General features: G+C 40.8%; 23 protein-coding genes. 10 read left to right on the forward strand and 13 right to left on the reverse strand.

Annotation, left to right across the window (positions count from 1 at the left end; genetic code table 11):
• Nucleotides 1–6 precede the first annotated feature (6 nt).
• A complete protein-coding gene (locus EHR06_RS08430) occupies nt 7–1203 on the reverse strand; it encodes a TraB/GumN family protein (protein WP_135756585.1) in 1197 nt (398 codons plus the stop codon).
• 211 nt (nt 1204–1414) lie between these two features.
• Here EHR06_RS08430 and EHR06_RS08435 point away from each other — a divergent pair, with 211 nt between their 5' ends.
• From EHR06_RS08435 to EHR06_RS08450, 4 genes are all read left to right on the forward strand, one after another.
• Entirely contained in the window at nt 1415–1921 is a 507-nt protein-coding gene (locus EHR06_RS08435; RefSeq protein WP_135756586.1) for a chemotaxis protein CheD, read from the forward strand.
• A gap of 4 nt (nt 1922–1925) precedes the next feature.
• Nucleotides 1926–2777 carry an HDOD domain-containing protein gene (locus tag EHR06_RS08440; RefSeq protein ID WP_135756587.1) on the forward strand — a complete coding sequence of 284 codons (852 nt, stop codon included), beginning with the start codon at nt 1926–1928 and terminating at the stop codon, nt 2775–2777.
• Nucleotides 2774–3313, forward strand: a complete 540-nt coding sequence (locus EHR06_RS08445) for a shikimate kinase (protein ID WP_135756588.1) — start codon at nt 2774–2776, stop codon at nt 3311–3313. Before EHR06_RS08440 ends, EHR06_RS08445 begins: the two co-directional genes overlap by 4 nt.
• Before the next feature lie 293 nt (nt 3314–3606).
• On the forward strand, nt 3607–4500 hold the full coding sequence (locus EHR06_RS08450) for a tyrosine-type recombinase/integrase (protein ID WP_135756589.1): 894 nt from the start codon (nt 3607–3609) through the stop codon (nt 4498–4500).
• Between the two features lie 3 nt (nt 4501–4503).
• On the opposite strand, the gene EHR06_RS08455 is transcribed toward EHR06_RS08450, so the two are convergent.
• The 7 genes from EHR06_RS08455 to EHR06_RS08485 form a co-directional block, all read right to left on the reverse strand.
• Nucleotides 4504–5916 (reverse strand): MFS transporter, encoded by a 1413-nt coding sequence (locus EHR06_RS08455; RefSeq protein ID WP_135756590.1) that lies wholly within the window; start codon nt 5914–5916, stop codon nt 4504–4506.
• Nucleotides 5917–5961: 45 nt separating this feature from the next.
• Complete coding sequence (locus tag EHR06_RS08460) at nt 5962–7251, reverse strand: alanine racemase (RefSeq protein ID WP_135756591.1); 1290 nt, start codon at nt 7249–7251, stop codon at nt 5962–5964.
• A gap of 45 nt (nt 7252–7296) precedes the next feature.
• Complete coding sequence (locus tag EHR06_RS08465) at nt 7297–7917, reverse strand: trimeric intracellular cation channel family protein (protein WP_135756592.1); 621 nt, start codon at nt 7915–7917, stop codon at nt 7297–7299.
• A 1-nt stretch (nt 7918) separates the two neighbouring features.
• The gene (locus tag EHR06_RS08470; RefSeq protein ID WP_135756593.1) at nt 7919–8725 is read right to left on the reverse strand and encodes an SDR family oxidoreductase; all 807 of its coding nucleotides are present in this window, start codon (nt 8723–8725) and stop codon (nt 7919–7921) included.
• 9 nt (nt 8726–8734) lie between these two features.
• Nucleotides 8735–9841 carry an MBL fold metallo-hydrolase gene (locus EHR06_RS08475; RefSeq protein ID WP_135756594.1) on the reverse strand — a complete coding sequence of 369 codons (1107 nt, stop codon included), beginning with the start codon at nt 9839–9841 and terminating at the stop codon, nt 8735–8737.
• A gap of 82 nt (nt 9842–9923) precedes the next feature.
• Nucleotides 9924–10292: a hypothetical protein gene (locus EHR06_RS08480; RefSeq protein WP_135626833.1), complete on the reverse strand. Its 369-nt coding sequence runs from the start codon at nt 10290–10292 to the stop codon at nt 9924–9926.
• Between the two features lie 52 nt (nt 10293–10344).
• Nucleotides 10345–12609 carry an adenylate/guanylate cyclase domain-containing protein gene (locus EHR06_RS08485; RefSeq protein ID WP_135756595.1) on the reverse strand — a complete coding sequence of 755 codons (2265 nt, stop codon included), beginning with the start codon at nt 12607–12609 and terminating at the stop codon, nt 10345–10347.
• Nucleotides 12610–12736: 127 nt separating this feature from the next.
• Between EHR06_RS08485 and EHR06_RS08490 the strand changes: the two genes are divergently transcribed.
• Entirely contained in the window at nt 12737–13216 is a 480-nt protein-coding gene (locus EHR06_RS08490) for a peroxiredoxin (RefSeq protein WP_135756596.1), read from the forward strand.
• A 3-nt stretch (nt 13217–13219) separates the two neighbouring features.
• A complete protein-coding gene (locus tag EHR06_RS08495) occupies nt 13220–14986 on the forward strand; it encodes a M61 family metallopeptidase (RefSeq protein ID WP_135756597.1) in 1767 nt (588 codons plus the stop codon).
• On the opposite strand, the gene EHR06_RS08500 is transcribed toward EHR06_RS08495, so the two are convergent.
• Nucleotides 14973–15689 carry an SDR family NAD(P)-dependent oxidoreductase gene (locus EHR06_RS08500; RefSeq protein ID WP_135756598.1) on the reverse strand — a complete coding sequence of 239 codons (717 nt, stop codon included), beginning with the start codon at nt 15687–15689 and terminating at the stop codon, nt 14973–14975. The genes EHR06_RS08495 and EHR06_RS08500 overlap by 14 nt on opposite strands.
• Before the next feature lie 43 nt (nt 15690–15732).
• Between EHR06_RS08500 and argB the strand changes: the two genes are divergently transcribed.
• Both argB and EHR06_RS08510 read left to right on the forward strand, forming a co-directional pair.
• Nucleotides 15733–16605: an acetylglutamate kinase gene (argB, locus tag EHR06_RS08505; protein ID WP_135756599.1), complete on the forward strand. Its 873-nt coding sequence runs from the start codon at nt 15733–15735 to the stop codon at nt 16603–16605.
• Nucleotides 16606–16704: 99 nt separating this feature from the next.
• Nucleotides 16705–18453 (forward strand): GAF domain-containing SpoIIE family protein phosphatase, encoded by a 1749-nt coding sequence (locus EHR06_RS08510; protein ID WP_135756600.1) that lies wholly within the window; start codon nt 16705–16707, stop codon nt 18451–18453.
• 70 nt (nt 18454–18523) lie between these two features.
• On the opposite strand, the gene EHR06_RS08515 is transcribed toward EHR06_RS08510, so the two are convergent.
• Nucleotides 18524–19819, reverse strand: coding sequence for an ATP-dependent 6-phosphofructokinase (locus EHR06_RS08515; protein ID WP_135756601.1), 1296 nt, complete (start codon nt 19817–19819; stop codon nt 18524–18526).
• Nucleotides 19820–20038: 219 nt separating this feature from the next.
• On the opposite strand from EHR06_RS08515, the gene EHR06_RS08520 reads away from it, so the two are divergent.
• Together EHR06_RS08520 and EHR06_RS08525 are read left to right on the forward strand one after the other, a co-directional pair.
• Nucleotides 20039–20977 (forward strand): LIC_20087 family outer membrane protein, encoded by a 939-nt coding sequence (locus EHR06_RS08520; RefSeq protein WP_244288546.1) that lies wholly within the window; start codon nt 20039–20041, stop codon nt 20975–20977.
• A 67-nt stretch (nt 20978–21044) separates the two neighbouring features.
• Nucleotides 21045–21668 carry a hypothetical protein gene (locus EHR06_RS08525; RefSeq protein ID WP_135756603.1) on the forward strand — a complete coding sequence of 208 codons (624 nt, stop codon included), beginning with the start codon at nt 21045–21047 and terminating at the stop codon, nt 21666–21668.
• A 111-nt stretch (nt 21669–21779) separates the two neighbouring features.
• Here the strand turns inward: EHR06_RS08525 and EHR06_RS08530 are convergent, their stop codons facing one another.
• The 3 genes from EHR06_RS08530 to EHR06_RS08540 are packed head-to-tail and all read right to left on the reverse strand — an operon-like array spanning nt 21780 to nt 26134.
• A complete protein-coding gene (locus EHR06_RS08530) occupies nt 21780–22094 on the reverse strand; it encodes a hypothetical protein (RefSeq protein WP_135756604.1) in 315 nt (104 codons plus the stop codon).
• Nucleotides 22095–22100: 6 nt separating this feature from the next.
• Entirely contained in the window at nt 22101–25838 is a 3738-nt protein-coding gene (gene metH / locus EHR06_RS08535) for a methionine synthase (RefSeq protein WP_135756605.1), read from the reverse strand.
• Entirely contained in the window at nt 25835–26134 is a 300-nt protein-coding gene (locus EHR06_RS08540) for a DUF362 domain-containing protein (protein ID WP_135756606.1), read from the reverse strand. The genes metH and EHR06_RS08540 overlap by 4 nt, the downstream gene beginning before the upstream one ends.
• Nucleotides 26135–26145 lie beyond the last annotated feature (11 nt).

Genomic DNA, 26145 nt, shown 5'->3' on the forward strand with positions numbered 1-26145 from the left:
CAAATTTTAGAAAAAAGCGCCTACAAATTTTAGGATTTTATCAAAAATCTGTTTAGACACTATAAAGGTCCCGATGCTGCTTCCGATCTGAGGAAGCATAAATACTAAGAAGATACGAGTTACCTTATTCTTCCAATATCCGCTGAAAGTTTCCGTATCTTCTCCCAATCTTTCGAAATCTTCTACCAACGGTTTTCTAAACCAGGATTCGGAGAGAGCCGCTACCCAACCCGGTTTGATGATAGGATTAAAGTTCCCGATCGGAGCTGCGATAAATGCGAGAAGAATAGAGACCGGATGTGCAAGCGCGATAATTGCACCTATTGCAGCAAGTGTTCCCTTAACTAAGATCCATCTGATCAAAAATTCCTGGCCTTCTTCTTTTCCACCAAACCAATATAAGGCGGTAAACGCGGAGATTATGATCGCAGGAAATAATAAAGGACGAACTCTATCCCAGAAACCCTTAACAGGCTGGATATCCAGATGATCTATATCCTTATCTTCTACTATATGTTTTACGATACCTTCTAAATGTCCGGCACCTACTACTGCGAAAATTTTCTTACCTACCGCAGCTTGTTGTCTGATCCTTTGCGCTAAGTACGCATCTCTTTCGTCTATGATCACATTTTTGACTGACTGGTATCTGGAAGGAAGTTGAGAGAATAGATCCTTGAGCACGTCATCCGATTTCATCTCTTCTATTTTTTCCGGAGAGATCTCTTCCTTAACGATGAGTGAGCTAACCAAGGTGGAGAATAACATCATTCTGCTCCAGAAGCCCACATTCCACCAAGCTCTTTTGAGAGTGGTGGAAATCTCTCGGTCAACTGGTACGATCTTAGCGTGGATCTTATTTCCTTCTTCGATCGCTTTTCTCATTTCGTCTCCGGGACGAATGTTTCCGTAACCCAGTTTTTTCTGAAAAGAAGAAAGGATTAGGCTGGAAAGAAGGAGCCACATCTTCCTTTCCTTAAACACTTTGAAAATATCCAATTTTTTCCAATGATCCGGATCCTGAACGGATCTCATTCTGGAAGCGCAGAGTTCCACACAGACCGTGTCCGGTTTTTCTTCTTGGATAATTCTGGAAACTTCATCTATACTTTTTTGGCTAATATGAGCCGTTCCCAAAATAGTGATCTGGGAACCGTTTAATTCCAAGGTGCGGATCGGTTCTGAGGAGGCGATTGTTTGCAAGAGGGTCGATTTCCTTTCTTTACATACAGTTTCCTTTACGCTGGATGATATGAAACTCTATTTTTCCAAAAAGAGTGGGAATTCCTACGGGATTTTTAGAAGGTTAAATCGTCACATAATTCGATTCCGGCCCGGAGAAATTTCCGGGAAAAAAGATTTGAAGGAACTTGGATGATCCTAAAATACTACCCGGTTATTACTGACAGAAAGTATGCTCAATAAAGACGTAAAAATTATAAACGTCGGGATCGCGGATATACAGGGAGGCCAGTCCCCTTCCATGATCCGCACCACATTAGGTTCCTGTATCGGAGTCGTTTTCTATTCTCCGGAAAAGAAGGTAGGAGCCATGGCCCATATCATGCTCGCCAAAGATCCTTCCGGAAAAGATTCCTCCAAAAATCCCCATAAGTATGCAGAAACTGCTCTTCCGGAATTGGTAAAAAGAATGGCTGAGTTGGGCTGTAATAAGGGAGATTATTTCGCTCGTCTATTCGGAGGAGCTTCCATGTTCAAGGGAATGAATTCCAGTTTCTTGCAGAACATTGGTGACTTGAATGTGAGTGTCGCAAAAGAATTTTTAGATAAAGAAAAAATAACGTTACTCGTAGAAGATGTCGGGGGCCATGAAGGCAGAACGATTAGTCTCTATTTGGATGATGGCAGGATCCTTTTAAAGAAGGGCGGATTCGAAAAGTACCTTTATAAGGTCAGGTAACGGAATGAAAGAAAAGATAGATCAACTTTTTGAAAACGAAGCCCAGCTTCCTAAAATCTCCTCAGTAGTCAGCAAAGTAATGGAGATGGTAGGAAAACCGGATGTTGTCATCGCGGACCTAGCCAAGGAAATTTCCAAAGATCCTGGACTTACAGCCGCAGTGATCAAACTTTCCAACTCTGCCTATTTTCGCCCTGCTAAACCGGTAAAAACCGTACAAGAATCCTTGATGACTCTTGGAATTAAAACGGTACAAGAGATCGTTCTTCTGAACGAAACCAAAGGTATTCTCAAAAAAGAACTGAAAGGTTATCAGGTAGATGGAGAATCTAATTGGCTTCATTCCTTGATCGTGGCGGAACTTGCTAAAAGGATAGCTGTTCAGAAAAAACTAAAAGTGGATAAGGACGTAGTATTTACTGCGGGACTTCTTCATAATATCGGAAAAGTCATCCTAGCTGAGTTCTTTCCTGCAGTTCTTATGCAATTCAGGACAGAATTACAAACTTACCAAGGACCTTATACGGATCTGGAAGCTAAGTTCTTCGGATACACTCACCAAGAAGCTGGAGCAAAACTTTTGGCTAAATGGAATTTCCCGGAGGAATTGATAGAAGTAGCCAGATATTATACCGAACCTGAAAAGGCCACTCAGTTCCCTGAACTAGTATCTATCATTCATATCGCGAATTGTATCGTGATCTTAGGTGGAATGGGAATTGACATAGGCGGTTTGAAAATTCCACTCTCTTCTAAAGCCTTACAAAACGTAGGTGTGACAGAGGGAGATCTGCAAATGTATTACACTCTTTTACCGGAGATGGCTAAACATATCGAAGAGTTGATCTCGGTTTGAAAAACATCGCCCTGATCGGCCCTAGAGGTGTCGGAAAATCTAAAATCTCCCGTAAACTTTCCAAACTCACAGGCAAGCCTTTAATCTCTACGGACATGATAGCTGTCTACCTGACAGGTGGAGTGTCCATCCCAGACTTCGTAAAATCACATTCGGGAAATTGGAAACCTTTCCGTGATCTAGAATTCCAAATCTTAAAACAAGTTTCAGGCTCTCAAAATCTGATCTTGGATTGCGGCGGCGGGATATTATTCGACCAAGACGAATCAGGTAAGGAGATTGTAAGTGAAAGAAAGACAAATATACTAAAAGAAACTGCATTTGTGATCTCTCTTTCCAGAAAATCTGAATACTTAGTGGAGAAAATCCAGAACGATCCCACTCGCCCTCCTTTAAGTAGCGTTCTTTCTTATAAAACAATTTTGGAATCCAGACTTCCTCAATACAGGGCTCATTCTAATATCCAGATTGCCTTAGATGACCGCAGTACGGAAGAAGTCTGCGAGGAAATCCTACGCAGATCCGGCTGGGTCTAATACAAATAGGGCGTTCTGCCTTTTCCTTAAACGTCCAAATTTATAAGATATTATGAAAATCATAAATATCTTTACGACTTTCTAATGGAATTAGAATCTTCGTTATAACCGGATGAGAAAAATATCATTCTAAAAAGTTCAAACCCGATGTTGGAACTCCAACAAATCGGAGAATTTATTAGTGATACGCGTGTTGGAACTCCTATATCGCGGATCCATAAGATAAATAGGACTTTTAGAACATCCGGATACACAAAATATAAAAATGATACAGTTAGTACTAGAGGTCCGAGATGATAGATACGGAGGTCCCGAAGAAGAATAAGTCTTCCTTCGAGAAACTAGTAAAGGTAATTCGGCAAAGAAATTATAAAAAGGCGACCGAATACACTTACCTAAGATATAATTTGGACTTTCTTTTATTCGCGGATAAGCCCGCGGAAAAAGTAGTTACAAAGGATATTGAAAAGTACATAGAATATTTAAGGAAGAAGAAGGTTTCCTCTTCCACGATCCAGATAAATATCAGTTCTTTAAAAATGTTTTTTGAAGAAGTTCTGGATATGAACGTATTCGAAGACTTCAGAAGACCTGCCAGGGAATATAAAACCCCTAAGGTGCTGAGCCAAAAAGAGATTTCACTTCTGTTGGAGACTGCATCCGAGTCTCCTAGATCCCATCTTCTCTGCGCGTTAGCCTATTATGCAGGACTGCGAGTGGGAGAGATCATTCGTTTGAAATGGGGACAATTCGATCTTTCTAAAAAGACGATCAAAGTGGACTCCCCTATTCCAACTCAAAACAGAACCGTTTTGATGGATTCCGAATTACAAAAGATCTTGAAGAAGTTCGAAAAAGAAGTTGGAACCGAGAAATCCTCCTATTTGTTTCCGGGCAAATACCAAGGTACTCATTTGACTTCCAGGAACGTAGAACGTTTAGTCGGAGATCTGGCAAAGTACGCAGGGATCAAGGCACAGGTGACATTGTTCACTCTCAGACATAGTAGAGCGATCCACCAATTGGCGGAAGGAAAAAGTCTGGAAGATATCAGAGAGTTTTTAGGCCATAAAAGTCTTGCGACCACGGAAAGTTATCTTCCGATCCGCAAGAACCTAAGACCTCAGGTCAGACAAAAACATATCCAAGACGCTTTAAAAGAAATTAAGAAGAAGTACAAGTACTGAGACTTATCCGGCGGAGACGCCGGAACTTCTTCTTTTTTGAATATTCTTTTTTCTTGATAGAAGTTCCTGGATCTTCGCATGGACTTCTGAAGTCAGACCCATTCTAGTAAAGATCAAAGAAGCTAGAACGAATATACTTCCTACTACCGGTCCGAATAGTATTGTCAATCTCCAGCCAAGCTCAGGGTCTTGTGTTTGGGCTCCCGCTTGGTACCCGATCGCTTCCAATAAAAATCCTAAAAATGCAAAACCGATCGCACGTATGATCTTGGTCGCCATCTTCCAAAATCCGAAATAAGCACCTTCTCTCTTTTCTCCCATCAAAAGTTCATCATAGTCCACTACATCCGCTACCAATGAATCAAAAAGTAGAATGGATCCTGCAAATATCCCGCCGAGGAAAGCTGCAGCCAAAGGAGCCTCATAAGATCCTTGGGGCAAGATCGGATATAAAATGATTGTCATAACCCCGAGTAAAAAACTTCCCCAAAACGCCGGGCGCTTTTTACCGAATCTTTTCGCTAAGTACACCCAAAGCGGAATTGATATAGTAAGAAAGAATACGAAAGGAAGAAGGATACGGATCACCACTTGAGAATCCTCAAGCAGCAATCTTTCCTTATAATATAAAAGCCCCAAGGAAGAATTTAAAGTCCTCGCAGCGGTTGCCACTATAAATGCCAAAAGTAAAGGTAGAAAATAACGATTTTTTAATATAAAACCTGCGGATCGTAAGAATGATCGAATATTTGCAGAAACGGAGTTAGGCTCCGATCCTGATCTAAGATACGGAAAATCTCTTCCCTTGGTAAAAATATAAGAAGAATAAGATACAAAACATAATAAAACCCAGATACTCATCGAAGAAAAACTTCTGGAACTAAATCCATCCTCTCCTAAAGAACCCCAAATCGCAGGAAGAAGTAACCCAGCCAATAGACCTAGATTCGCAAAAAATAATCTCCAACCAAAGATCTTATTCCTTTCTCCGGATGTATGACCGATCTCTCCTCCCAAACTAATATGAGGAACTGCGATCATTGTCATGAATGTATTCGTAAGAAAGTAAGCGATTACCAAGTATAAAAATTTGGAAGTTTGGGTTTCCAATCCCGGAGGACTAAAAAGAAAGGTAGCTCCTAACCCTAATAAAAACCCTCCGATCAAAATATAAGGCCTTCTTCTTCCGTTTGTAAAACCGGTTCGATCCGAAATATATCCCATAATAGGATCACTGATCGCGTCCCATAAGATCGCGATCAACATTGCCAAACCGAATAAAGAAGGTTTTAATCCGACTTTAGAAACATAAAAATCCAGAAGATAGATCTGGGCCATGGTTTCCACAGCAGTGATCCCTACTTCTGCGGAAGCATAACCTGCCATAGTACGATTCGAAAGAGTTTGTTCTTTCATTGGATGGGTAGTTTTTCCAAGCGTTACGATAGAGGTTGTTTTATCTTAATTGATAAAAGTTTTCCAAGTCCCGATCAATTTCCCGGAACGGACCAGATGGATCTCTCCCATCTCCGCCATTACCTTCTCACTTTGGGTTGGCCTAAAGAATACATGATCATCCGGTTCTAAAGAAGTAGCCTTGGACCCGTTTAGAATACTTTGGTTGGTGCTTGTCCCAAATAGAGAATTATCTTCCAACCCTTTAGGAGATTCTTTTTTGGCGGAGAATGCTCCTCCATAAATAAAGTAAGTTATCTCTTGGTTTGGATTCCAAAGAGGAAATAGAGAAGATAAAGATTCTAAGAAAGGGATTTTGGTACCTTCTAATTTTTTCAAAACTGGGGTTGCGATAAATACGGCAGGACTATGCTCTTCTAAACTTTCCACATCAAAATCAGTAGGTTTTACAAGAGCGGAACCCAAGGATACATCATTGACTACTCCGGGATTTTTTTGATAGAAGCCGTATGTTTTACTTCCTCCCCCATTGAATACTAATTCTTTTTGGAATAAGTTCGGAAACTTCTCCTTTCCTAATTTTATAAAATTCGAATATTGATCCAAGGAATTCCGGACAGATTTTTCCATGGCAGAGATCTTATCTCCGAAAATGACGGGTACGGAAGCAACATGCGGTTCATAACCCATATATCCGGAGAGGTCCAAATTTTCAGGGTTCGTTTGCAGGAGTTCCAATGCGGACAAAGAATCTTCCGGTTTAGAAAATCCTCCCCTATGCAATCCTATATCGATTTCCAGACTTAGTTTTAATTTTAGATCCTTCTTCTTTGCAAATTCCAAGTATTGTTCTACACGCTGAGAGGTGTCCACCAACCACTGCACATTCTGAAAATTCTCTTTTTTAGTTTTAGAGTATATATTCTCTAAGGCAGCAATGGGCATCGGTTTTCCCAAAAGAATATCAAATTTTTGGAATTCTGGATCATTCAGCAGCATGATGATATCTCCCGAATGGAACACCATCAGTCTTTTGGAGCCTGTTGAGTTTACGATATACTTAAGCAAATCAATGGAAGGCAGAGACTTTACTACAACTCTATAAGATAAGGGAGGTTTGATCTTTTCTTTTAGAAGTTTCAAATTGGAATCCAAACGGTCCAAATCAAGTAATACGATCGGTTTTCCAGGACCATTTTGTTTGAGTTCAGTATTCAGTTCTTTAAAGTAAGAAGTGTAAGAAGCCCCGTTATCTTTGGGTTTTATATAAACAATCAATAAAAGTACGACTGCAAAGATCCAAAGTAATCCATGATTAGACCCTCTTCTATACATCTAGAATATTCCTCCGAAAACCAGATCGGATTTTAGAATATTAGACTATTCAGGCAAACGGAATTTCGGAAGTGATAGATTAAATCGGACAGCGACCATTCGGACTAGTATCACAAGCAAAGCGGAGACTGCAGTATTTAAACTTCCGTTCACTTCGTATTTGTCTAATACAATGTATAGGATTGCGCCTGCCAAACATGCAGTTGCGTAAATTTCTCTTCGGAAGATCATCGGGACTTCGTTGATTAAAGTATCTCGGATCACTCCTCCGAATACCGCGGATACCATTCCTAAGATCGCTGCCGCAAATGGATTTACTCCGCTTAGTAATGAGATCCTAGTTCCGATCACCGTATAAATTCCGATCCCAACAGTATCGAAAAAGAAAATCCCGGTTTTCATTCGGATCAAAAATCTAGGAAATACGAATGTGATCGCAAAACCCGCAAATATCGCCCAAAGAACATTAGAGTCGGATACCCAAGAAACGGGATAATTTCCGAGTGTTATATCCCTTAACGTTCCGCCGCCTATTGCAGTAATGAAGCCGGTGAAAAATACGCTGAATGCGTCCGCGTGATAGGTCTTTTTTTCCGCAGCGGCCAAGGCTCCGGACACCGCAAACACTGTGACCCCGGCCAAATTGAAAAAATAAGAAAGGTCCAACTTAAACCTTTTTATAGACCTTCTGCTTTTTTTTACCTTTACCTATGAGAGAAGGACTGAGTAACGCATTCAAACCAGGAAGAAAACTTCCTACCTTTGCCAAAAATCCTCTGGAACCCGGGATCAGAACTTCCATCGGTTTATTCGGGATCACTTTATTAAAGATGATATCTGTTACTTCTTCCGTTTTGAGATATCTATTTCCGGAGAATGTCATGGAAGCTTCTTCATAATCTTTTTGAAGATCCAGCATCGGTGTTTGGATCGCGTCAGGACAAACTACACTCACAAATACTTTTTTAGGTCTCAATTCTTGGGCGACTGCCAAGGAGAATCCTCTAACTGCAAATTTAGAAGTAGAATAAAGAGAGATCCCCGGGATAGGAGCAACTCCCGCCAATGATGCAATATTTATAATATGGCCCCCGCCTTGAGAGATCATTCGGATAGAAGCTTCTCTAGTTCCGTACATCAAACCTTTAGCATTGATATCTATATGTTTATCAATATCCTTAGGGCTTACATTTTCAATGTATCCAGGCAGAAGATAACCTGCCACATTCATTAGAATATCCAGTTTGCCCCATTTTTTGTAAGCAAGATCCATAACCTTCTTCCATTCGGAAGGAGAAGTCACATCCAATTTCGAAGTTAAAACCCTATTCTTATCAAACTTTTGTTTAGTAACGTAATCTTTCAGAGCTTTTTCATTCAGATTGGTCAGAAGTACATTATGACCTAAAGAGTAAGCCTTCTCTACCAGATTTTTTCCTAAACCGCCGCTTGCACCGGTAATGAGTATGTTCATTTATATTTCCTAATGGGTAATTATATTACCGAATTCTAATTGTCCAAATGAAAAAGTCGGACTTGTTCCCGGGAAAAGCCAAAACCCGCTCATCTCGGAAGAAGGCATAACATTATAAAATTCAGGGTTTCGTAAAGAAGGACCTGCAATCTCTTTTTCCAAGACCATGGAGATATATTGGTCAAGACCTATCTCCAAAGTATTTCCGTTTAAGATCACTTCCATACCTGTGTTTTTAGCATATTTACGCACTCCAGGAATGCGAGACTTGAGCGGATTATAATTATCAGCACTCACTCCATTCTCACTGGTTACAAAAATCCCTTCCGGAGTATTCGCTACCAAACTATGGTTCCCATACGTATGTCCAGGAGTTCTGATCAAGGCCACTCCACCGCCTAGTTCCGTATCAGAATCTAAAAGAACAACTCGATCCATGGAGATCCCACCGGAACCGTTCGGACAATACCAGTCTGATTGGGGAGGAAGAAGTCCTTGGATAGAATTCCATTCCTCTCTCATGACGAGTAACTTCGCGTTCGGAAAATATCCAGGCTGACCATTCGCCCCCAGCCATTTGCGCAGATCCTGAGTATGCAAATGATCGAAAGAAATATAATCCACCTTCTCCGGAGGAAGTCCTACTTGTTTCAAACATTCCTCTACTGTGTTTAGAGTGGGAGCCATGATCTTTCTGCCGATATTTTGAAAAGGCCCGAAACTTTGGGAAAGCCTTTTGAAAAAAGGAGTCTCCGCATTCGCATCCACATCGGATGGAGAAAATAACAGAGTTTTAATTCCTTCCGATGTTTTGTATTGGATGATGAATAATCGATTGATTATATGCAGAAACGGCGTAGGAAGACTGAATGCATTCAACAAAGCGTATTTAGTAGGGTAAGGAACCCGGACTAAATCAAAAGATTTATAATATACTACTTGCGGCCCTGATAAAAATTTATCTCTAAATCTTCTCGCTCTTTTGCGAACATCTTCCAAACGATCCACAGGTGCAGGAAGACTGCGGGAACCTAAAAAATCTTTGATCGGCTTTAGACTTGTGTCTTTTTTGGAAGACTGTTTTTTGACTGACTTGGAAACATTCACCTTTGCCATAAGTTCATCCCTTCACTTTATTTATTCTCCCATTTTCAAAAATGAAAATAGGAGTTTTATCTGGTAAAACTTTAATAAAAACTTAAAACGGTTTGTATAAGGCAAGATACGCGGAGAATGTACCAAGCACCGGAAGACCGAACCAAAGTATTTTTGCAAACTCAGGCTTTTTATAATACGCAGTCAATAATCCGCCAAAGATCAACCAGACCACAATCTTAGCGATCACCCAGCCAGGGAAACTGGTCAACAGTCCTATTCTCGCAAGCATTCCGAAGCCGCCCAATAGTATCAGCGTCATACCAATTCCATGAGCGGAAGCGATCAGTTTTTTAGGAGCGTTCTCTTTTGTGCCTCCTCCTAATACGTGAAGTGCAAGACCACCGTATGCGGAGAATAAGAATAAAATACCAAGGATATGAATGAGTTTGTACACCGGATAAGAAATCATAGGTGATCATTCTTATGATCCTTTGGTCTTATGGAAAGCGAAAAACGATTTTCTACTTTTCTAAAAGATGTTGTACTCCGACCCAATTTCCAACAGGTGGAGACTCTATATATTCTTGGCAGCGTTTTCTGTATAAGATAGCCACTATATCTTCCGGATACACTTTCAAGGCTTGTTCGAAATTTTGGAGTGCTTCCTTGAAATTTCCCACCTTATACAAAATGATGCCTCTGGAGATCAAAGCTAAAGTTGCATCTTTCAGCTTGCGAATATGAGGATCATCTGATTCGTAAATTTCGTATATGATGATTGGCTGGCTTTTTCCTTTAACCACTACTGAGTCCACTTCTCGGATCGCAAGTTCATCCGCAATCGTAAGACTAGACAAAGTTTGCTGAGTAATTAATATATCCGCCTTATATAAATTCGTAAGACTTTCCAAACGAGATGCAACGTTTACCGTGTCACCTATCACAGTTGTATCCAGTCTATGAGAAGAACCTACTGTACCGAGCATTAGGTTCCCGGTATTGATACCGATCCCGATCCGAACACCTTTTACATGTCCGTGATTGCCCTTTACTTCTTCTTCGAGTTCCCGAACCCTTCTTCTCATATCAATGGCTGCAAGGACTGCCCTGTCCGCGGCGGACTTACCTTCCCAATTATTCTCTGAATGGATCACTCTTTCAGCGGAGAATAGAGCGAGGATCGCATCTCCCATAAATTTATCCACAAAGCCCTCGTACTTTTGGATAAGAGGTTCCATTTTTGCCAAATAACCGTTGATAAATTTAAAATTTTCTTCCGGAGTCATCTTCTCCGAGATTGTAGTGAAAGAACGAATGTCTGTGAACAGAACGCTCATTTCACGTAATGCGGAATCTCCCAGATTTACATCCACTGCGGAGTCTTTTCCAAGTACACTTAAGAACTGCATCGGAACGAAGCGGAAGAATGCATTCTTCTGTCTAGCCAATTCTAGTTTTTGATGGCTGAGTTCTATGTTCAATTCTTCCGATTGTTTGTACAGATCGATGAACCTGTTTGCAAGTATGGTGGTTAAGGAAATTACGAATAATAAATACGCAAACTGAGTGAATCTGATCCCCGATTGAAAGAACATAGAATCCAACACATCGTAACCTGAAATGAATACGATGATGAACATGCTGATCGCCATGAGAGAAGCGTCTTTTTTACGCAGATAAACCGCTTTCCCCATAAAATACAATAGATAGATAAGAGAAGGCAGAATGGAGATCTGCCAAGCTCTCAAACTGATCATCAAATATTGGAATGGAGCGAAAAAAGAAAAGAAGAAGATGGAAAAACTCCACCCGGTGATCAGGAGTATCGCCTTATTCGGTAAAGTAGATCCGTAAAAATAATCATGAAGAAAGAGCAAGAATAAAGGGGCAAGCAGGGATACGGAACCATATTCAATTCTTGTAATCCAAGTACTATCCTCTATAAAATCGAATATGATCGTGGATCTACTCAAGGAGTAAACCGCCATAGAAATGGAAAAGATCCCGAAGTATAAATTATATTTGTCCGTTCTTCTTTTGGAAAAAATGAGAAGATGGTATAATCCGAAAAATATATAGATCGTATTTAGACTTAAATTGATCAAGATCCCGATCTTCTTGGAAAAATCGTATTCGATCCCTAAAGTATAATCTCCGTCCAAATAAAATCCAAGATCCACATTCGTTGGTGTAAATATCGGAGAAAGTGCAGGATATTCCTCTTCCGAAAGATGAAGGGCCGGTGCGTCTCCCAACATACGGAATACAAGTCTGTTCTCTCCCGCTTGCAAGAGACTCGAGTCCACCTGCACTTCCATATCTCGGAGAGTTTTTCGGATCCCCATTTTTCCATTCGAGTCCAAATGGATCTCTTTTTGGAGAAGATGTCCGTTCAGATAAATTTCCCAGTTCTCACCTATAAAATTTAAGTAAAGCCGGATCGGGCTCAAGAAAACTTGTGCCTTGGGATCAAAACCTAGATTAAATTTTGTCTGGATGGTGAACTCTTGGATCTTATCGGATACCGGAGTTTTGTAGAGTTGGTTTAGAACGATCGGGAATTTTTCTATTTTTAAATACCCAGATTCTGTTACATCGAAGCCTGATCTAAATTCAGGTTTAAATCCGCGTACGGATTCCCATTCTAATCTTTTTAGATCCAGGTCCTTCCAGCCTAGAATAGGCTCTTCTTCTTGAGAACCCAGAGAGTAAAAAGAGAATAAGAAAAAAGAAATGAAGATTAGAGATCTGAAAGGTAAAGCCGGAAATTTTTGTTTATGCACCATGCGTTATTCGACAGTAGTAATTGGATGAGAAAAACTGCAAGATTTCAACTTTTTTAACGGATTTTTCCTTTTCCCAAAAATGTTTTCGGTAGAAACTATCCGGAAGGGAAAATAGGAGGAAAACTTTATGTCCGACTCATGGGAAGGCAAAAAATTACCGGAAGTAAGTTTATCCAGTTCAGCAGGGAACACAGTAAATCTACCTAAGGATTCGGCAGGTTCCTGGACCTTATTGTATTTTTATCCGAAAGACGATACTCCGGGTTGTACAAAACAAGCCTGCTCTTATAGAGACAACTTAGAAAAGTTCACTCAGGCGGGAGCTAAGGTCTACGGGATCAGTTCGGATTCTTTGGATAGTCATAAACAATTTATTGACAAATTCAATTTGAGTTTCCCTCTTCTATCCGATCCGAAACAAACATTGAGCGGACCTCTAGGAGTTTATGGAGACCAAGAATGGCAAGGCAGAGTTTTTAAGGGACTTTCCAGAGACAGCTTTTTGGTAGGACCGGATGGGACCATCCGCAAAGTATGGAGAAAAGTGGATCCCACTAAAACGGTTGCAGAAACCTTAGAGGAGATCTTAAAAGAGGCCGGTGCCTAAGGCGTGATCGTAAAATACACTCTAGATACATACCAACCGCATAGACATTTATTAAAGGTGGAAATGGAAGTCCACCCAGACAAACAGGAAACATTTCTTTGTATTCCGAATTGGTCCCCGGGCTCTTATAAGATCCGGGATTATTCCAAATCAATCCACCAAGTCCAATTTACTCAGTCCAAACCGGGCTGGAACATAGAACAAACGGATCTAGACACTTGGAAAGTCTCCTCCAAGGGAGAAACATTCAAAATTTCTTATTTAGTGTATGGATTCGAACATACCGTAAGAACCAATTATTTCACCAGTGATTTTATTTTAGTTCATCCTCCTGCAACATTCTTATATCCAAAAGATCGTTTAGATCTAGAACCTGAGGTTAGTTGGAAAAACCTAACACCATTCCGTTTTTGTTATACGGGATTAAAGAAGAAGGAAGGTTCTAAACAAACCTGGAAAGCAAAGAATTTTGACGAATTTTTCGACTCCCCTATTCTTCTTACGAATGAAAAACAGATCACTTTTAGCGCAGAAGGATGCGAATTCGATCTAGTTATTTTAGGAGATATAGAAACAAAAGATAAGAAGAAGATCTCCAAAGATTTGGCAACGATCGTAGAAACACAGATCAAACTCATGGGTGGAACGGAGAATAAGTATTATCTTTTCGTTCTAGACATGAGCGATAATCTATACGGCGGATTGGAACATCTCAATTGTAGTATCAATCAATTCGATCCGAATGGATGGCCTAACCCTGATAATTATAGAACTCTTTTAGAACTTTTATCTCATGAATATTTTCATCATTGGAACGTGAAAAGAATTCGTCCGATCGCTCTTGGACCTTTTGATTACCAAAAACCGAATTTAACTAAAGAATTATGGATCGCAGAAGGAATTACGAGTTTTTTCGATGCATACTTTCTTCTTCTTTGCGGATCTTATACTCCCCAGCAATATTTGAACAAACTTTGGAAGGATATACAAGAGCTGGAAGAATCTTTAGGTGAATCCTGGATGAGCCTAGAAGATTCCAGTTTTACGGCTTGGACTAAATATTATAATCGCCCATTCGATCCGAATTTTTCGAATACCGGCATTTCCTATTATACGAAGGGTGCAATTCTGTCTTTAAGTATACATCTTTATATTCTGAAAGAAACCAAGGGTAGAAAATCCTTGGTGGATATTATGATTGCTTTGAACAAACAGTATCATCAAGAAAAGAAAAGAGGTTTTACCAAAGCTGAATTTTTTCAAACTGCGAAGAAGGTCACAGGCCTGGATCTGAAATTAGAATTCGACACTTATATCACGGAACCAAAACGTATTCCTGTTGAGAATTACTTACATTTGATCGGAGTGGAAAGAACCTCTTCTAAACCTAAAATAGAATCCGGATTTAGGGTGAAAGAAGAAAGAGGAAGAATGATCGTAAGTAAGATCCTTCTTTCCAAATCGGTAAAAGAAACCGATATCAATCTAGGTGATGAATGGATCGCTCTGGATGATAAAAGAATTCTACCGGGAAACTTTAAAGAATTATTAAGTCAGTACCAACCCGGCAAAAAAGCGGACCTTCTTCTTTCCAGAAGAGGGAAAATTCTAAAAAGAAAGATCAAATTCGATTCTTCTCCTTCTGGAAACGAACTATGGATCGATGAAAAAGCGAAAGATTCTGTCAAAGAATTGAGAGAAGTATTTTTACATTTAGGAAAAGAATCTGAAACTTCGAAACCTTCTGCCAAAAAAACTAGATCGAAGTAATTCCTCCGTCCACAGTCCAGTTCGCTCCGTTGATATAACCTGATTCGGAAGAAATTAAAAAAGACACCACTCTTGCAATCTCTTCCGGAGAAGCGATCTTTTTCACAGGTGTCATCTCTATTATCTTTTTACGATGGTCGTCCACCTGATCTTCTTGGATCCCCATCTTGGTTTCCATATAACCTGGACTCACCGCGTTAGAAGTGATCCCATTCTCTCCCCATTCCGCAGCGATAGATTTCATAAAACCTATGATCCCGTGTTTGGAAGAAGAATATGCCACAGACAGCGCACTTCCCTGCACAGACAAAGAAGAAGCTATGTATACGAATCTGCCGAGTCCTTTCTCGCCGAAAACAGGAAGTAACGTTTTTGTAATTTGAAATGCAGATCTAAGATTGATGGAAAAGATCCTGTCCCATTCTTCCAAAGAAACTTCGGTGATCTTATGATAAGGGCCGCCATAACCTGCACAATGTACAAATCCATATATGGAAGAAGGAGTCTCGGATCGTAAACTTTTGCAGGCATTCTCCAGTTCGTTTGAAGAAGTCAGATCTATTTTTTGGAATGTTTCGTTTGGATGAAGTTGGTCCGGAGAAACCAGATCCCAATTTAGGATCTTATATCCAGAATTTCCTAATTCGGAAACAAGAGCGCGGCCTAAGCCTCCGCTTCCTCCGGTGATTAAAATTGTTAACATTTCCGAATCGACGTACAAGTGGGGAACGATTTCCCTGTTTGGTATGGAACATTCCTTTGAGAGGGTCAACAATATTCTGGAGGCCCTTCCCTATATTACGAAATACTCCGGGAAAACTGTGGTCATCAAATATGGCGGAGCCGCAATGGCAAAGGCCGACTTAAAGGAATCTTTTGCAAAAGATATCGTTCTTCTAAAATACGTAGGCATCCATCCGGTAATCGTTCACGGAGGCGGGCCTGAGATCAATAGACTCCTAGATAGTTTAAATATTCCAACCGAGTTCGTTCACGGTCATAGGGTCACTAACGAAGAGACCATGGACGTTGTGGAAATGGTTCTCACCGGAAAAGTAAATAAGCAGATCGTTTCCATGATCAATAAAGAAGGTGGAAATGCTGTGGGTCTTTCCGGAAAAGACGGAAATCTTGCAGTCGCTTCCAAAACAAAGATCGAAATAGATGTGGAAGGAAAAAAATCCGAACTAGTGGATGTAGGTCTTGTGGGTAAGATCGACAAAATAGATCCGACTGTAATTTTATCTCTCCAAGAAAAAGGTTTTATCCCGGTCATTTCTCCAGTCGCCGAATCCGAAACGGGAGAATCTTTGAATATCAACGCAGATACTTTTGCGGGAGAATTGGCGGGAGCTCTCAAGGCGGAGAAGCTCATCCTTCTTACCGACACAAGCGGCATCCTGATCGACGGAAAACTTGTAACAGGTTTGAACAGGGCCTTAGTAAAAGATTATATTCGAAAAGGAGATATCACCGGAGGAATGATCCCTAAAGTAGAATGTTGCCTTTCTGCGATCGACCAAGGAGTAAGAAGGACTCATATTATTGACGGAAGAGTCCCACATTCTATCCTGATCGAAATCTTTACTGACCAAGGGATCGGTTCCTTGATCGAATAAGAGGAAAGTTCCGAATCTCCTTGACAGGAGTTGGATTTGGGCTGGAATAAGCCCTCCCGATTTGAAAATCTCTCAAAAAAAGAAGTATCCCCGGACCAAATGAGTTTCAAACAGCTCTCCTTAGCTCTTATTTCAGACATTACTGCCAGGATCAATTCCACCGATGATCTGGAAGAACTTTTGGGAATTATCATAGAGACCACAAAAGATGTACTCAATACGGAAGGATGTTCCCTTCTACTCTATGATCCGGACGAAGATTGTCTAGTTTTCCAAGTTGCAAAAGGTGATAAGGGAGAATCCCTCACTGAATTAAAAGTCCCTAGAGGAAAAGGGATTGCCGGAATGGTACTAGAAAGTCTAGAACCCGTAATCGTAAACGACGCAGCTAACGATCCTAGAATTTATAGAAACATAGATGATGCAGTCGGGTTCACCACTAAAAACCTGATCTGTGTTCCGATGAAGGCGCAGGGAGAAATCCAAGGAGTTCTGGAAGCGGTTAACTCCTTGGAAAGGCCTGAATTCACAAATAAAGATATTAAAATATTAGAATATCTTTCCGATCTTGCGGCGATCGCGATCAGGAACAGAAGGTTGATCCGTGACTTAAAAGACCGTGCGAGAGAGCTGGATTGTCTCTACCAGATCAGCCAGGCGATCTCTAATATCAGCGAGCTGGATCAGTTCTTAAATCTAACAGTAAACTCAATCTCGGACGTTTTAGGTGCGGAAAGAGTTTCTTTGATCTTCCAAAACCCTAGAACAAAAGCATTCGAACTTTCTAAATCCATCGGTTTCAGTTTAGAAGAAGAATCCCACTTAGTGGATGAATCCCGAGGGATTTTGAACGAAATTTTATCCCAAGGAAAAGCGATCCTAGTACAGGGACAAACGGATATTAATCCGGACCTTCTTACACCCAATCGTTATAAGACCAGATCATTCGTATCCGTTCCGATCCGTCAGGATGGAACGATCATAGGCGTTTTGAATGCTGCGGATAAGATGAGTGGAGATAGTTTTTCCCACCAGGATCTTTCCATCTTAAGCACAATCTCCAATCAGATCGCGGAAGCATATAATAGTCTTTTGGCAAAAAACCAAAAGGAGAAGTTAACATCCATCCGAAGAGACATGCAGATCGCTTCTCAGATACAACTTAACTCTCTTCCTAATATTCCTAAGAAGATGCATCTTTTGGAGATTGAAACTTCTTACACCGCATCCAAGGAGATCGGTGGGGACTTTTATGATCTGATCTATCACAATCCTGACGAAGTGAGTATCTTGATCGCGGACGTTTCCGGAAAAGGGATCGCTGCCGCACTCTTTATGGAATTTTCCAAAACGATTATCGCAGGCGAAGTGGCACGTAACTCTTCCACAAGTATCAGTCTTATGGGAGCAAATCGGATCATCCAGGAGAAGTCCGGTTATTTTATGTTCGTTACTGTGATGCTGACCCGCATCAATATGCTCAAAAAAAGAATTCGTTATTCTAGTGCTGGTCATAACGAGCAGTTATTATATAAAGCTAAGGAGAAGAAGGTACTACTTCTCTCCGGAAAAGGAATGCCTCTAGGGATCAAAGAGTCTGAGATAGAAGAGCATGAGGTGGAATACCAGCCTGGAGATCTTCTAGTTCTGTACACGGATGGTGTGAGCGAGACCACAAATGAAACCGGAGAAATGTATTCTCTGGAAAATCTTGCAAAACTAATAGAAAGAAACGGGGATATGCCCGTAGAAAATCTAAAAGAACTGATCTTGGATACTACTGACGCATTCAGAGGAGAAGCGGATCCTCATGACGATTACACTTTAGTAATGGTCCGACTCAATTAGGATTATATAATTCGATCCTGATACTAAGGCGCCGATATCTATTTGATCTCGGACATCTCCAACTCTTATACTATTCTGCCACCATATGAGCAGGCTGTCCTGTGGAAGCCAATAATGTTCTCCACAAAGTACTCTTAGTAGGCTGAAGTACTTTTCTTTCTTGGATCGCAATGTCTATAGGAAGATGAGTGAACACATTATTCCACATTCCTATTACCAGATCCGTCTTGCCTGCCATAGCCGCATGAACCGCATTCTGCGCTAAAAATCCGCAGAAAATAGAATCCTCAGGGTTCGCAGGAATGGATCGAATGATATAACTTGGATCTATGTATTTCACATTCACTTCTATCTTCTCCGCTTTGAAAAAGTCCTGGATGGAATTCTTGAGATAAACACCTATATCGCCTAACTTTAGATTTCCGGAAGCGTCCCTTTCTTCATTTTTGCCGAAAAACTTTTGTCCTGCTCCTTCTGCTATTATGATCACCGCATGTTTTCTGGTTAAGATCCTTTTTTTCAAAATATCCAAGAAAGCCCCCTTGCCTTGCAGATCGAAATCCACTTCAGGGATCAGACAATAGTTTACGTTTTGAGAAGCGAGAGCCGCGTTCACCGCGATAAAGCCTGAATGTCTTCCCATCAACTTTACGACTCCGATACCGTTTGGTGCACCTTTTGCTTCTACATGAGCGCATTCTACCGCTTCCATCGCTTTGGAGAAGGCGGTGGAAAATCCGAAAGTTTTTTGCACATAATTGATATCGTTATCTATCGTTTTAGGTACCCCGATGACGGAGATCTCTTCTCCTCTTCTGTCTATTTCCTTAACGATCTCTTTGGCTCCTCTTAAAGTACCGTCTCCTCCGATACAGAATAACATCTTAACTCCATACAAAGAGAGCCTATCCACCATATCGGAAGCATTTTGGTTCCCTCTAGAAGAAGCGAGAATAGTACCTCCGTCCCTTCCTATATGAGCCACGTTTTCCGGATTCAACTCCATAGGCTTATGATCAAATTTTTTGACAAGCCCCTGATAACCGTAAGGAAATCCAAGGATCCGTTTGACCCCGTATCTATAATTTAATTCCATTACGATCCCTCGGATCACGTCATTGATCCCTGGACAAAGCCCCCCGCAGGTCACGATCCCGGCAGTCACTTCTTTCGGGTCAAAATAGACCTTCTTTCTGGGACCTGCTTGTTCGAAAAATTCGGCTCCTTCTACTATATATTCCTTCCAGTTTTCTTCCGTTTCGAATACTGTCTTGAAAACCACCTTGGATTCGTCTGCGGTGTAATATTCGTAAGCTGCTGGACTTTCAATTTTGCAAGGTCCGAAATTTCTGATCTTTGTGTTCATTTTTACCGATTCCAAGTAAATTATAGAAGGTCTTATTTTTTGGTAAATATGACGGAATTTTCATTGGCAAGGAAGAATATTCCGTCATATATCAATAAATATAGGATGAGAACCGAGAAGATGACATATGATTCCAAATCTCTTCCTAAACGTAAGCGCTCGTTCTTTAGAAAGACCTTCCCTTCCCTCTTACAGGTGATTTTTCCCTTTGTAGCGAGCTTGTCCGTAATATACGGAGAGAACAGTTCTACTTTTTTCTGGGATTCTTTCGACAACTTTTCCAAAAATACGGCCCTATTTTCCCAAAAGGAAACTTCCGACAGTAAAGTCGAGAAGGAAGAGCATAAGGTCCAATTTTTCTCTTCTCTTACATTCAAATATCCTTATGAAATGAAAGTATTTCAGGAATATATACCGACTGAATCTTCATCCGCATCTTTCAATTCCATTCCCGGACTCCCTAATAAATTACCGAATCAACCTAAGATACTTTTACAAAAGAGAGAATTTTTCGCTCTATATCCTTCACTCGGAAGAGAAGAAGTTTTCGTAATGGCAATGAGCATGAGCCAGAATAAGGACAATAAATCCGAGGCTTATGTAGGAGCTAATACGGAAAGAAGAGCGTTCGATGGATTGACAGATGTAAGAGCTACTTCTTCCGTTATGCCTGGTTTAGGTTCTAATCTATCCAGAGGTTTAGATAACCAAGCAGGGAATTTACTCTTTGGATATTTACTCGGAAGAGCCGGGATCCAAATGGACCTAGGCTGGAGAATGGCGGGAAATAACGTAGGTTTGGCGATCCCTGAGTCTGCAAAATCATCCATCGGGATCAGTTACTCTTTGATCTCTAATTCTAGTAACTTGAATAAGATGGATTTTTTCCTGCAAGTATCCGGGATTAAAAGATTTAATGATAAAAGTCTTTTACAGATCGATACCCCGCAGGCTTTCAGAGGGTGGCAGCAAGGTTACGAATATTACGTAAACCCCGGGTTTTCCATCTCTACAAAGAACTTAAGCTTCGAAGGTCTGGTACGTTTACCTCTCCATCAACCATTCCCAAATACGGACGGATTACTCACTCCGGAAATCCAAGGTATGCTCGGGGTAAAATACAAATTTTCGGATAGTTCCCCTAGTTTACAAAAATAAAGATCAAATTTTTCTAATATAATCTCGCCAACCCTTAGTAAATCTTTCAAGACCAGGAGAAAGGCCTGTGAAAAAAATCAAGTTTCTAATCTTATTCTGCGCCGCCACTGCTGCATTCGCCGACGAAACGGTTTATACCAAAACAGGAAAGAAAATAGTTCTTAAAGAAAACTTTACCTGGCAATATGCACCCGAGCCTAAAGTTGATCCTTCTAAAAAATCGAACTCGGCCAGATCTATCTTAAAAGGAACCGACCAAACAAACCTTCTCAAAAGTAAATCAGGGATATATTCCGTTTTTTATAATCCAACCTTATGGACAAGTATAACCGAAAATCACGAGTTCGCAGAATTTCATTTTGTAAACCAGGCAAGAACCGGGAACGCAATGGTGATCTATGAAGGTTTAGAAATTCCTTTAGAGTCATTTCCTGAATTAGTTTTATTGAATGTGGTTAAAACAGATCCGGATGCAAGGATCATTAATATTGAAGATTGTTCCGTAAACGGAGTCGCAGGAAAGATCGTCACTTATACCGCTCAGATCAAAGGTCTTAGATTTATTTTTTATTCCTTTTTAGCTAGCGGTAATTTCGGTTCCATTCAGTTCTCTACCTTTACTTTGGAAAGTCAGTTCGAAAAAGAGAAGGCGAACTTTGAGAAGGTAATTTCTGGATTTGTTTTGAATTAGAGGTTTGTAGTAACTTCGACGGGATTCGCAATTCAAAGTGCAAGTTTGAGTCGCGGAATTTGGGTTCCAAGCTACGGGATTTGAATTCGGGTCTGAATTTTGTCGAAGATACTACAGGATTTGCATTTTCTGAAAGGAAAGCTGCAGATCTAATTTGTTAATTTGCTCTTTCTTTCTGCCAAATCGCAGAAAAGAAGTAGTTTTACCGGATGTAGTATCTATGACCTCAACCCTAGTCTCCATTACTGGGCAGGCAACTTCTTCACAACTGATCTCGCTTAACTTCAGGAGTAGATCTTCCCTACCCAGTCTCTCCCTGATCTTAGATGCCAGCCAAGGATGGAACGGAAACTCTGTTCCAGGCTCCGATTCATCCTGGTATTCAGAATGAACCGGATTTGTAGTAACTTCGACAAAACGTTTCATTAAAGATTAGACTCTGGAAACCGCCTCTTGGGGATCGTAAGCCAAATTCGGAGAAAGCCATTTTTCCACTTCTGAAACGCTGATCCCTTTCCGGTTTGCATAATCTTGGACCTGGTCCTTATTGATCTTTGCGACTGCAAAATATTTGGAAGCAGGATGAGAGAAATACAAACCGCTCACGGAACTTGCAGGCATCATCGCAAAATGTTCAGTAAGTGTGATTCCAGTATTTTTCTCCGCATCCAATAGATCAAATAACGTTCTCTTTTCAGTATGGTCCGGACTTGCAGGATAACCTGCAGCGGGACGAATGCCCTGATAACGTTCTCGGATCAATTCCTCAGAAGAAAGATTTTCATCGGCCACATAGCCCCAGATCTCCTTTCTGATCTTGAGGTGCATATATTCTGCAAATGCTTCTGCAAAACGATCCCCTAAAGCCTTTGCCATGATGGAATTATAATCATCCAGGCGAGAATCGAAAATGGATGCAAACTCTTCCACTCCATGACCTGCTGTGACCGCAAAACCTCCGATATAATCTGCAATTCCACTTTCTTTAGGAGCGATATAGTCCGCTAAACAGTAATTAGGTTCGTCTTTTTCTTCTTTGCTAATCTGTTGGCGCAGAGTATGGAAAACAGTTTTAACCTTAGCTCTAGTTTCGTCTTCGTAAACTTCTATGTCATCGCCTACACTATTCGCAGGGAAGATACCGATCACTCCTCTGGTCTTGTATCTCTTATTAGAAATAATATCTTCTAATAATTTCTGAGCGTCTTTGAATAATTCTTTGGCTTGTTTACCATAAGTTTCACTTTCCAGAATGGAAGGATAACGTCCTTTTAACTCCCAAGCTTGAAAGAATGGGGACCAGTCTATATAAGGAACCAACTCTTCCAGAGAGATCTCATTATCAAAAACACGAACTCCCGTAAAGTTCGGTTTAGTCACCTTAGTCACATTCCAATCAGTAACGTATCTATTTTCTCGAGCATCTACGATAGAAACAAGTTTACGATCACTTCTTGTATTGAAGTAAATTTCTCTTTGGATCTTCTGCTCTTCTTTGATCTGCTTTATGTAATCCGGTTTTAAAGAAGGATTCAAAAGTTTTCCAACAACATTTACTACCCTAGAAGCATCCAAAACATGGACCACGGGTTGATCATACTTCTCCGAAATTTTTACGGAAGTGTGGGCCGAACTTGTAGTAGCTCCTCCGATCAATAGAGGAATATCGAAACCCGTTCTTTTCATCTCGGAAGCCACATGAACCATCTCATCTAGAGAAGGAGTGATTAGACCGGACAAACCGATGATGTCTACATTCTCCTTTTTTGCTTCTTCTAGGATCTTTTCGCAGGGGACCATCACTCCTAGATCTATCACTTCGTAGTTATTACATGCAAGAACTACTGCCACGATATTCTTACCGATATCGTGAACATCTCCTTTCACCGTAGCGATCAGGAATTTTTGTTTTTTGGAAGCCTGAGCTTGTTTGCGGTTCTCTTCTTCCATAAAAGGTAGAAGATACGCCACAGACTTTTTCATCACCCTTGCACTTTTGACTACCTGAGGAAGGAACATTTTTCCGGATCCAAACAGATCGCCTACAACTCTCATTCCGTCCATCAAAGGACCTTCGATCACTTGTAACGGTTGATCGTATTTGAGTCTTGCTTCTTCAGTGTCTTGTTCTATGTATTCTACAATTCCTTTTACGAGAGAATATTCTAATCTTTGCTCTACTGTTCCTTCTCTCCAGGCTTCTTCTTTCTTTTCCGCCTTCTCACCTGACTTAAAGGATTCTGCAAAGTCGATCAACCTTTCGGTCGCATCTGATCTTCTGTTTAAGAGGACGTCTTCTACTCTTTCCAAAAGATCTTTAGGAATTTCTTCATAAACCGCAAGCATACCTGCGTTTACGATCGCCATATCCATTCCAGCTTTGATCGCATAATATAAGAAGGCGGAGTGCATTGCTTCTCTTACAGGATTATTTCCGCGGAAAGAAAAGGAGATATTACTTAAACCGCCGCTGATCTTTGCACCCGGGCAAACAACTTTGATCTCCTTGATCGCTTCTATAAAATCGACCGCGTAGTTATTATGCTCTTCGATCCCCGTCCCTACAGTTAGAATGTTCGGATCGAAAATGATATCGAACGGAGAGAAACCTGCCTTCTCCACTAAAAGATCATAAGCTCTTTTGCAAATACGGACCTTGTCGTCTTTAGTAGCGGCCTGGCCTTGTTCATCAAAGGCCATTACGATGACAGAGGCACCGTACATCTTGATCGTTTTTGCCTGTTGTAAGAACTTCTCTTCACCTTCTTTTAAGGAAATGGAGTTTACGATCGGCTTTCCTTGGATACATTTCAATCCGGTTTCCAAAACGGACCATTTGGAACTGTCGACCATGAAAGGAACCTTTGCTATATCAGGTTCCACTGCGATCAAATTCAAGAATTCTTTCATGGAGGCTTCTCCATCTAAAAGAGCCTCGTCGAAGTTTATATCTATTACGTTAGCGCCTGCTTCTACCTGTTGTAAAGCGACCGATACCGCTTCTTCAAAGTTTCCTTCTAAGATCAACTTTTTGAATTTAGGAGAACCGGTTACGTTAGTTCTTTCTCCAATCAAGACGAAACCGGTTGCTTCATCTATATTCAAAGGTTCTAATCCGGATAATCTGGTTTTTCCCTCAATCTCCGGTATAACCCTTGGCTTTTTGCCTTGGACAGCTTTGGCTCCTTCTTTAATGTGAGCGGGAGTAGTTCCGCAGCATCCACCAGCAATGTTCAACCAACCTTGGCTGGAAAAATCGTTTAAAAAATTCCCGAATTCTTCCGGAGTTTGGTCATATCCACCGAACGCGTTAGGCAACCCAGCATTCGGATAACAACTGATATAACAACCTGAGATCCTGGATAATTCTTCTATATAGGGCCTCATCTCTCCTGCACCCAAGGCACAGTTGATCCCTACTGAAAGAGGATTTGCGTGATAGATGGAATTGTAGAATGCCTCGATCGTCTGTCCTGATAGAGTTCTTCCGGAAGCGTCAGTGATCGTTACAGAAAGAGACACTGGAATTCGTACATTCAAATCTTTGAATACGTTCTCGATCGCAACGATGATCGCTTTTAGATTTAAAGTATCTATATTCGTTTCGGAAAGAAGAATATCGACTCCTTCTTCCACCAGCGCTCTTACTTGCTCGTAAAATGTTTCTACCAGTTCATCGAAAGTTACTGCACGGAATGCAGGATTATTCACATCCGGAGAAAGAGAAGCCGTTCTTGTCGTAGGACCGATGGATCCTGCGAGGAATAAAGGCTGGTCAGGACGAGTTTTGGAAAATCTCTCCATTGCTGCACGAGCAACCTTCACCGCTTTTCTATTCAATTCATCTACATAAGCTTCCGCATTATAATCTGCTTGAGAAATCCGGTTAGAGCTAAATGTATTCGTTTCTAAAATATTCGCCCCTGCTTCCAAAAACTTATAATGTATTTCTTCGATCACCTCTGGTTTAGTGATTACTAGAAGATCATTATTCCCCTTAAGCGCAGAAGGATGATCTTTAAGGCGTTCATCTCGGAAGTCTTCTTCTCCCAAACCATATCTTTGGATCATGGTCCCCATTGCGCCGTCAAGAACTAGTATCCTTTCTTCCAATAACTTCAGAAGTTCTTGTGCCTTGGGGTTTGTATATGTGGGAAATTTATGTTTCATAATTCTTTAATATTGCAGTGTTTATCTAATAGAGGTTTTTTAAGATCGTTGATCATCGGCAGCGTTTTCGATTCTTTTGCGTTCAAAACGATCCAATCTTTCCATATTACCGGCACCTCATCCTCCGGGAAGATGGCATTCACCGGACATTCCCTCAAACAATCATTACAATTGATGCAAATGTCCGGATCTATGACTAAGTAATCCTTTCCTTCTCGGAAAGCTTCCACAGGACAGGCAGCAGCACAGTAAGTAATTTTACACCCTACGCAGGGTTCGGTTACTACGTATGCCACATCCTCTCCTT

The sequence above is a fragment of the Leptospira dzoumogneensis genome (assembly GCF_004770895.1).
Taxonomy (GTDB): Bacteria; Spirochaetota; Leptospiria; order Leptospirales; family Leptospiraceae; genus Leptospira_B; species Leptospira_B dzoumogneensis.